This window comes from Mesorhizobium norvegicum (genome assembly GCF_004919685.1).
In the GTDB taxonomy this organism is placed as follows: domain Bacteria; phylum Pseudomonadota; class Alphaproteobacteria; order Rhizobiales; family Rhizobiaceae; genus Mesorhizobium; species Mesorhizobium norvegicum.
In genome coordinates, this window is record NZ_SMYZ01000196.1 from 1 (window position 1) to 6,511 (window position 6,511).

Annotated in this window: 9 protein-coding genes; 5 read left to right on the plus strand and 4 right to left on the minus strand. The window is 62.4% G+C overall.

The genetic code is table 11. The features are described from left to right. Positions 1 to 153 precede the first annotated feature (153 nt). The 4 genes from rpsI to FCU66_RS40670 all read right to left on the minus strand — a co-directional run bounded on the left by rpsI (position 154) and on the right by FCU66_RS40670 (position 2,844). Entirely contained in the window at positions 154 to 636 is a 483-nt protein-coding gene (gene rpsI / locus FCU66_RS40655; RefSeq protein WP_056594184.1) for a 30S ribosomal protein S9, read from the minus strand. 1 nt (position 637) lies between these two features. Then, positions 638 to 1,102, minus strand: coding sequence for a 50S ribosomal protein L13 (rplM, locus tag FCU66_RS40660; protein WP_013532205.1), 465 nt, complete (start codon positions 1,100 to 1,102; stop codon positions 638 to 640). Between the two features lie 347 nt (positions 1,103 to 1,449). Next, positions 1,450 to 2,277: a class I SAM-dependent methyltransferase gene (locus FCU66_RS40665; RefSeq protein ID WP_136618722.1), complete on the minus strand. Its 828-nt coding sequence runs from the start codon at positions 2,275 to 2,277 to the stop codon at positions 1,450 to 1,452. Between the two features lie 114 nt (positions 2,278 to 2,391). After that, complete coding sequence (locus FCU66_RS40670; RefSeq protein WP_136618723.1) at positions 2,392 to 2,844, minus strand: PaaI family thioesterase; 453 nt, start codon at positions 2,842 to 2,844, stop codon at positions 2,392 to 2,394. Positions 2,845 to 2,990: 146 nt separating this feature from the next. On the opposite strand from FCU66_RS40670, the gene FCU66_RS40675 reads away from it, so the two are divergent. Genes FCU66_RS40675 through FCU66_RS40695 form a run of 5 tightly spaced genes read left to right on the plus strand, consistent with a single transcriptional unit; the run spans position 2,991 to position 6,274 of the window. Beyond that, positions 2,991 to 3,812: an enoyl-CoA hydratase gene (locus FCU66_RS40675; RefSeq protein ID WP_136618724.1), complete on the plus strand. Its 822-nt coding sequence runs from the start codon at positions 2,991 to 2,993 to the stop codon at positions 3,810 to 3,812. A 2-nt stretch (positions 3,813 to 3,814) separates the two neighbouring features. Further along, positions 3,815 to 4,237 (plus strand): VOC family protein, encoded by a 423-nt coding sequence (locus tag FCU66_RS40680; protein ID WP_136618725.1) that lies wholly within the window; start codon positions 3,815 to 3,817, stop codon positions 4,235 to 4,237. Then, positions 4,237 to 5,019, plus strand: a complete 783-nt coding sequence (locus FCU66_RS40685) for an AAA family ATPase (protein ID WP_136618726.1) — start codon at positions 4,237 to 4,239, stop codon at positions 5,017 to 5,019. Before FCU66_RS40680 ends, FCU66_RS40685 begins: the two co-directional genes overlap by 1 nt. Continuing rightward, entirely contained in the window at positions 5,016 to 5,720 is a 705-nt protein-coding gene (locus FCU66_RS40690; protein WP_246094218.1) for a GNAT family N-acetyltransferase, read from the plus strand. The genes FCU66_RS40685 and FCU66_RS40690 overlap by 4 nt, the downstream gene beginning before the upstream one ends. Positions 5,721 to 5,752: 32 nt before the next feature. Further along, positions 5,753 to 6,274: a CoA-binding protein gene (locus FCU66_RS40695; RefSeq protein WP_136618727.1), complete on the plus strand. Its 522-nt coding sequence runs from the start codon at positions 5,753 to 5,755 to the stop codon at positions 6,272 to 6,274. The last annotated feature ends 237 nt before the right edge of the window (positions 6,275 to 6,511 follow it).

The window sequence follows — 6,511 nt, forward strand, 5'->3', positions numbered from 1 at the left end:
ACCTCCCCATCAAGGGGAGGTAGAAGGATGCGGCGCCCTGCCTCCCCTTGATGGGGAGGTCGGCGCGCAGCGCCGGGTGGGGTGACTGCCGAGCCCCTAAAGCAAAAAGGCCGCCCGGAGGCGGCCTTTCGATTGTCTGAAGCTGCGGAGCGCTTAGCGCTTCGAGAACTGGAACGAACGACGGGCCTTCGCCTTGCCGTACTTCTTGCGCTCGACGACGCGGCTGTCGCGGGTCAGGAAGCCGCCCTTCTTGAGCACGGCGCGCAGCGTCGGCTCGTAGTAGGTCAGCGCCTTGGAGATGCCGTGACGCACGGCGCCCGCCTGGCCGGAAAGACCGCCACCGACAACGGTCGCGATGATGTCGTACTGGCCGGCGCGGTTGGAGGCGATGATCGGCTGGTTGAGGATCATCTGCAGGACCGGACGCGCGAAATAGGTCGCGAATTCCTTGTCGTTGACGATGATCTTGCCGGAACCCGGCTTCACCCAGACGCGCGCAATGGCGTTCTTGCGCTTGCCGGTGGCATAGGCGCGGCCCGACTTGTCGAGCTTCTGGACGTGGACGGGAGCTGCCGGCTGGGTGTTGGTGTTGCCCGTGGCGGCGCCCAGTTCTGCGAGCGAGGAAAGCTCAGCCATCTTATGCGACCTTCTTGTTCTTGGCGTTCAGCTTGGCCACGTCGAGCACGACGGGCTGCTGGGCGACATGCGGATGCTCGGCGCCTGCATAGACGCGCAGGTTCTTCATCTGGCGACGGCCGAGCGGGCCACGCGGGACCATGCGCTCAACGGCCTTCTCGACGACACGCTCGGGGAAACGACCCTCGAGCAACTGGCGCGCGGTGCGCTCCTTGATGCCGCCTGGGTGGCCGGTGTGCCAGTAATAGACCTTGTCGGTGAACTTCTTGCCGGTGAACACCACCTTGTCGGCATTGATGACGATGACGTTGTCGCCGTCGTCGACATGCGGGGTGAAGGTCGGCTTGTGCTTGCCGCGAAGATGATTGGCGATGACAGTGGCGAGACGGCCGACGACGAGACCCTCGGCGTCGATCAGGATCCACTTCTTCACCACATCCGCAGGCTTCTGCGAAAAGGTTGTCATGTTTTTTGCTCTCGGTTCTGACCTTCACGAGGGAAGGCGTTTCTTGTTGCTTGGATTGGCGAAAAGCGCTTGCCCGTCGCCAATAACAAAACGGCGGCCTTTGCGGGCCGCTGCTTCGTGAGGGGCTTATAGGCGAGGGTGATGGGGCGCGTCAAGGCATAGGAAAAGCAGGTTTATGCACAAAATGCAACAAAAACAATAGCTTAATAAAAAGGTATTATTTTACCACATCGAAATGGTTCGGCTTGAACGGAACTGAGACAAGGCAGCTGCCGTCGGTAAGTGCGGGAGGCGAGTTGGGATCGACCCAGTAGCGCGTCGCCTATTCCCGGTCCAATGTGACGCCTCTACGTCATACGACAGACCGTAAGGACAAAGAGCTCTCGATAACAGAAGTCAGGCTGGTCGAGCAGCTCGTCCGGATTTTGGCCTAGGCGCTGCCAATAGCTCCGGTCGGCCTGACTGAGGTCGTAAGTGGTTGAAACGGACGCGAAGTAAGCCAAGAGATCTGCGACATAGGCGCGCGTGAAAGACGAAACGGGTGCCCAGCGCTCCACAAGCCAACCCTTGCGCCATAGAGGTGTGACGCTGGCGGCCCGAAGGCGAGCGGGCAGCGTCGATCCGCAATCGGTTCCCAGTACCCCCTTGTCGCGGAATGCCTGCAAGCGGATTGTCATGAAACGCGACAGAACGCCCCGGTCGATCGGCAGGATATGCAGCAGAGTCGAGTCGAAGTCCTTGATGGCCAGCGTCCCGCCGGGCTTCAGTACACGGCAAGCTTCCCGCACCGCTTGAGCAAACTCGCCCGGGGTCAGGTACTGCATGACGTTGGCCGACCAGACGCAGTCGAAGGAAGCGTCGACAAAGGGCAATTCCAGAACGTTGCCAGTTTGAGCGCGGATGGTCGGCTGCTGCCCAACGTCCAGTGACCAACCCTTCACCCGCGCGATGTTCTCGGGTGCTAGGTCGATCACATCGATCGTTCCGCTCGGGCCTACCAAGTCACGCAGGACGGGCAAGAAGCTGCCGCTGCCGCAGCCGGCGTCCAGAACCGCCCAACCCGGCTGAATGCCTATCGCACGCAGTGCCTGTTCATATTCAGGACGCGACGACTCGAAGTGCAAATCAAGCCATCCCGCATCGCTGGCTTCGTGTCCGGTAGAGGTGGAGTTCATTGCCAAGGGCTCAATCTCGGGTGCCGACCGTGGATGCTCGCCAAATTAGTCGGTTGCTTGCCCAGTGGGAAGCCTTCTCGTTGCCCCGGTCCGACTGACGCCTGTGCCGCGGTACTAGGTGATCCGCTTCGGCGGGATCGAATAGGTGCCGGTGGCGTGCGCCACCGTGTGTCCGTCCGGGCCGGCGACGATGTCGATGTCGAACACCATCAGGCTCTTCCCCAGCTTCAGGATGCGGCAATGGCCGTCGATCGGTCCAGCCTCGGCCTTGCGGACGAAATTGATGTCGAGGTTGACGGTAACGGAGAGCGCATCCGGCCCGGCATGCGACAGCACGCAGACATAACCGCCGATGTCGGCCAGCGTGAACAGCGACGGGCCGGATACGGTGCCGCCGGGACGCAGGTGCCGCTCGCCGGCATTGAGCCGCACAGTGCAGCCACCAGGGAACACGTCGATCGCCTCGAAATATTTGAACTGCTCATTGAGCTGCGGATAGACGGTTTCCATCAGCGCATTGACTTGTTGCGCGGTCAGCACCGGCTTCAGGTTGGTTTGGGCGGGCATGTCGGTCTCTCATTTTTGGGCGTGTGGGCGCAGCGCGGCATTTCTGGCAACCTTCGTCCCCTGGCGCAAGCGATGGGGTGTTGGATGAAACCCGATCCGATATTAGATAGTCTGCCAGCCCGAGCGGAATCGCGGAGACCTTATCCATGGCCGAAATCCTTGCCATCAAGCCTGCCGCCGTTGACGGTCCGGTTGTCGCACAACTGGACAAGGGCGTGCTGCGCCTCACGCTCGCCAATCCGCCCGCCAACGCCCTGTCGCTGGCGGTGATGGCGGCGCTCACAGCGGAACTCGAGCGCGCCAAGACTGACAAGGCCGTTCGCGTCATCGTCCTCTCGGCAGCGGGCAAGGTGTTCTGCGCCGGCCATGATCTCAAGGAGATGACCGCGCGCCGCGCCGATGCCGATCATGGCAAGGCCTTCTTCGCAGAGACGTTTGCGGCTTGTGCGACGCTGATGCAGGCGATCGTGCGTCATCCCTTGCCGGTAATCGCAGAAATCGACGGCCTCGCCACCGCCGCCGGGCTGCAACTGGTCGCCAGCTGCGATCTGGCGATCGCCTCGCACGAGGCGACCTTCTGCACGCCGGGCGTCAACATCGGCCTGTTCTGCTCGACGCCGATGGTGGCGCTGTCGCGCAACGTCTCGCGCAAGCAGGCGATGGAGATGCTGTTGACCGGCGAGACGATCGATGCGGCGACCGCCAAGGAGTTCGGCCTGGTCAACCGCGTCGTGCCGCGCGAGTACCTGAATCAGATTGTCACCAAATACGCACAAACCATTGCTTCCAAATCATCTTTGGTGGTCAAGACAGGCAAGGAAGCTTTCTATGCGCAGGCCGAAATGGGGCTGGCCGACGCCTATGCCTATGCCGGCGGCATCATGGTCGAAAACATGCTGGCGCGCGACGCGGAGGAAGGCATTGACGCCTTCATCGGCAAGCGCAAGCCGGAATGGACGGACGAGTAATCGTGGAACCACGTATCTCCATCATCACCATCGCCACCGACGATCTCGACCGCGCGGTGCGTTTCTATGAGGCGATGGGCCTGACCCGTCATGCCGGCATCACCGATGGTGTCGCCTTCTTCCAGATGGGCGGCGCCATTCTCGGCCTGTTCCCGCGCGTCAGCGCCGAGGAGGATTCCGGCATTGCCTTCGCCGGGGCGCCGTCCGCCGTCTACCTCGCCTACAACTCCCGCTCGGACGCCGAGGTCGACGAGGTGCTCGCCATGGCGCAAAAAGCCGGCGGCCGCATCGTCAAGCCGGCCGGCCGTGCCTTCTGGGGCGGCTGGTACGGCTATTTCGCCGATGCGGACGGGCATGTCTGGGAAGTGGCGCACAATCCGGCCTTTCCGATCGCGGAAGACGGCACGATTTCGCTGCCTGGCTGATGGCCTATCGCAAACAGCTGACGCGGCTCGAAGCCCCTTATCTCAAGCGCATCCTGCTTGATCCCGCGCGGGTCGAGGATTGGGAAAAATACCCCTGGAACCTGCCGCTGTTTCGCGGCCACGACTTCGAACTCGAATTCACCACGCCGATCACCATCATCGTCGGCGAGAACGGCACCGGCAAATCGACGCTGCTCGAGGCGATCGGCGCACTGGCCGGCTATGACGAAGCCGGCGGCGGCAAGGGCTACCGGCCGGTCGACCATTCCAGCGCCATCGACAAGAGTGGTGCCGCATTGGCCAACACATTCCGTGGCCACTGGCTGCCAAAAGTCACCGCCGGCTGGTTCTTTCGCGCCGAATCCTTCTACTCCGTGGCTCGCTATCTCGATCAGGCGGCGCTGGAAGACCCCTTCAGGCCGCCGCCGCCGGACTTCCTGTCCTGGTCGCATGGCGAGGGTTTTATCCGCTTTTTCGAGGAGCGCTGCCGCAGGCAAGGCATCTACATCCTCGACGAACCCGAGAGCGCGCTGTCTCCGTCGCGCCAGATCGAACTGCTCAAGATGCTGCGGCGCATGGACCAGTCGGGCACCGCGCAAGTGATCATGGCGACGCATTCGCCGCTGCTGATGGCTTGTCCCGGAGCCCGGCTGTTCCGCATCAGCCGCTTCGGACTCGATCCCACGGACTTCAGCGATACCGATCATTTTCGCATGATGCGCGACTTCTGCACCGATCCGCAGGCCTTTATGGAGGAAGCGCTGAGGGAGGATGACGCGTGAGCGCCGGCGAGGATGATCTCAACTGGCGCATCGAGCAGGCGTGCCGCGAAGGCTGGCCGGCGGCGACCGAGACGGTCGTTGATGGCTGGCTTCTGCGGCGATCGGGCGGACGCATCCGGCGCACCAATTCGGCCAATCCCTTGCGCGGCAAGCGCGGCGCGCCTGATGCAGTCATCGACGCCGCCGAGTCCTTCTACATCGGCCACGGCCAGACGCCGTTGTTTCGGGTTCCCGACATCGCGGGCGAGCTCGAAGCCGTACTCGACCATCGCGGCTACCAGCCGGAAGGCGGAACGATCCATCTTCATGCCGGGATCGGCGACCTGGCTGAAGTCCGCGACGAGCAGGTCACCGTTTCGAAGGTGCCGGACGAGGACTGGCTCGCGGCGCGCTTCCGCATGGGCGCCTTTGACGACGCCGATCGCCGTATCTTTCGGCAGATGACCGGGCTGATCATTGGCGACCGGGCATTTGTGTCGTGTGAACGCGACAGCGAAATTGCCGCCTTGGCCTATGGTGTCGTGCGCAATGGCCTGCTTGTGGTGGAATCGGTTGAAACCGATGGCCGTTTCAGGCAGCAAGGCCTGGGCCGCAAGACGGTCGGCGGCCTGATCGACTGGGCGCGACGGACGGGTGCTTCGGCGGCATGCCTGCAGGTGGTGGCCGACAACACGCCGGCTCGCGCTCGGGTTCAGCCGTGAACTTTACCGATACCACTACAGCAGGAAGCCGCATGAACCACGATAGTTACGACAACACCTACATCGCCGGCATCCTCAATTCGGTGAAGACCGTCGCCATGGTCGGCGCATCCGCCAACGATGTGCGACCGAGCTATTTCGTGCTGAAATATCTACTGGCCAAGGGATTTTCTGTGTTCCCGATCAATCCTGGCCAGGCCGGCAAGGAAATCCTCGGCCGGACGACCTATTCAAGGCTCGCCGATATTCCCGAACCGATCGACATGGTCGACATTTTTCGCGCGGCAGCGGCTGTGCCCGGCATCGTCGACGAGGCGTTGCGGCTAGATCCCTTGCCGAAAGTCATCTGGATGCAGCTTGGCGTGCGCCATGACGAGGCAGCCGCGCGCGCCGAGGCTGCCGGCATCAAGGTGGTGATGAACCGCTGCCCCAAGATCGAGTATGGCAAGCTGTCCGGCGAGATCGGCTGGACTGGCGTCAACTCCGGTGTGCTGTCGTCGAAGAAGCCGCTGATGCGGTCGGGATTCCAGAGTTTCGGCGTTCGCCAGAAATAGGCGAGGGGCGAAAGCGCAAAATTATTCCGGCAAACGCCGTATTTTCCTGCCGCTTCATAAAAGGTCCTGCACGGAAGGGTATTTTCTTCTTTGCATTCGAGGCCGGGCTTCGCCAAGAATGCCCGGCGAATTTCAGAAGGTTTTTCAGGGAGGTTTTCAGTGACCCGCACGCCAGGTTTCAATACGCTCGCCGTCCATGCCGGCGCCAAACCAGACCCGGCGACCGGCGCGCGCGCC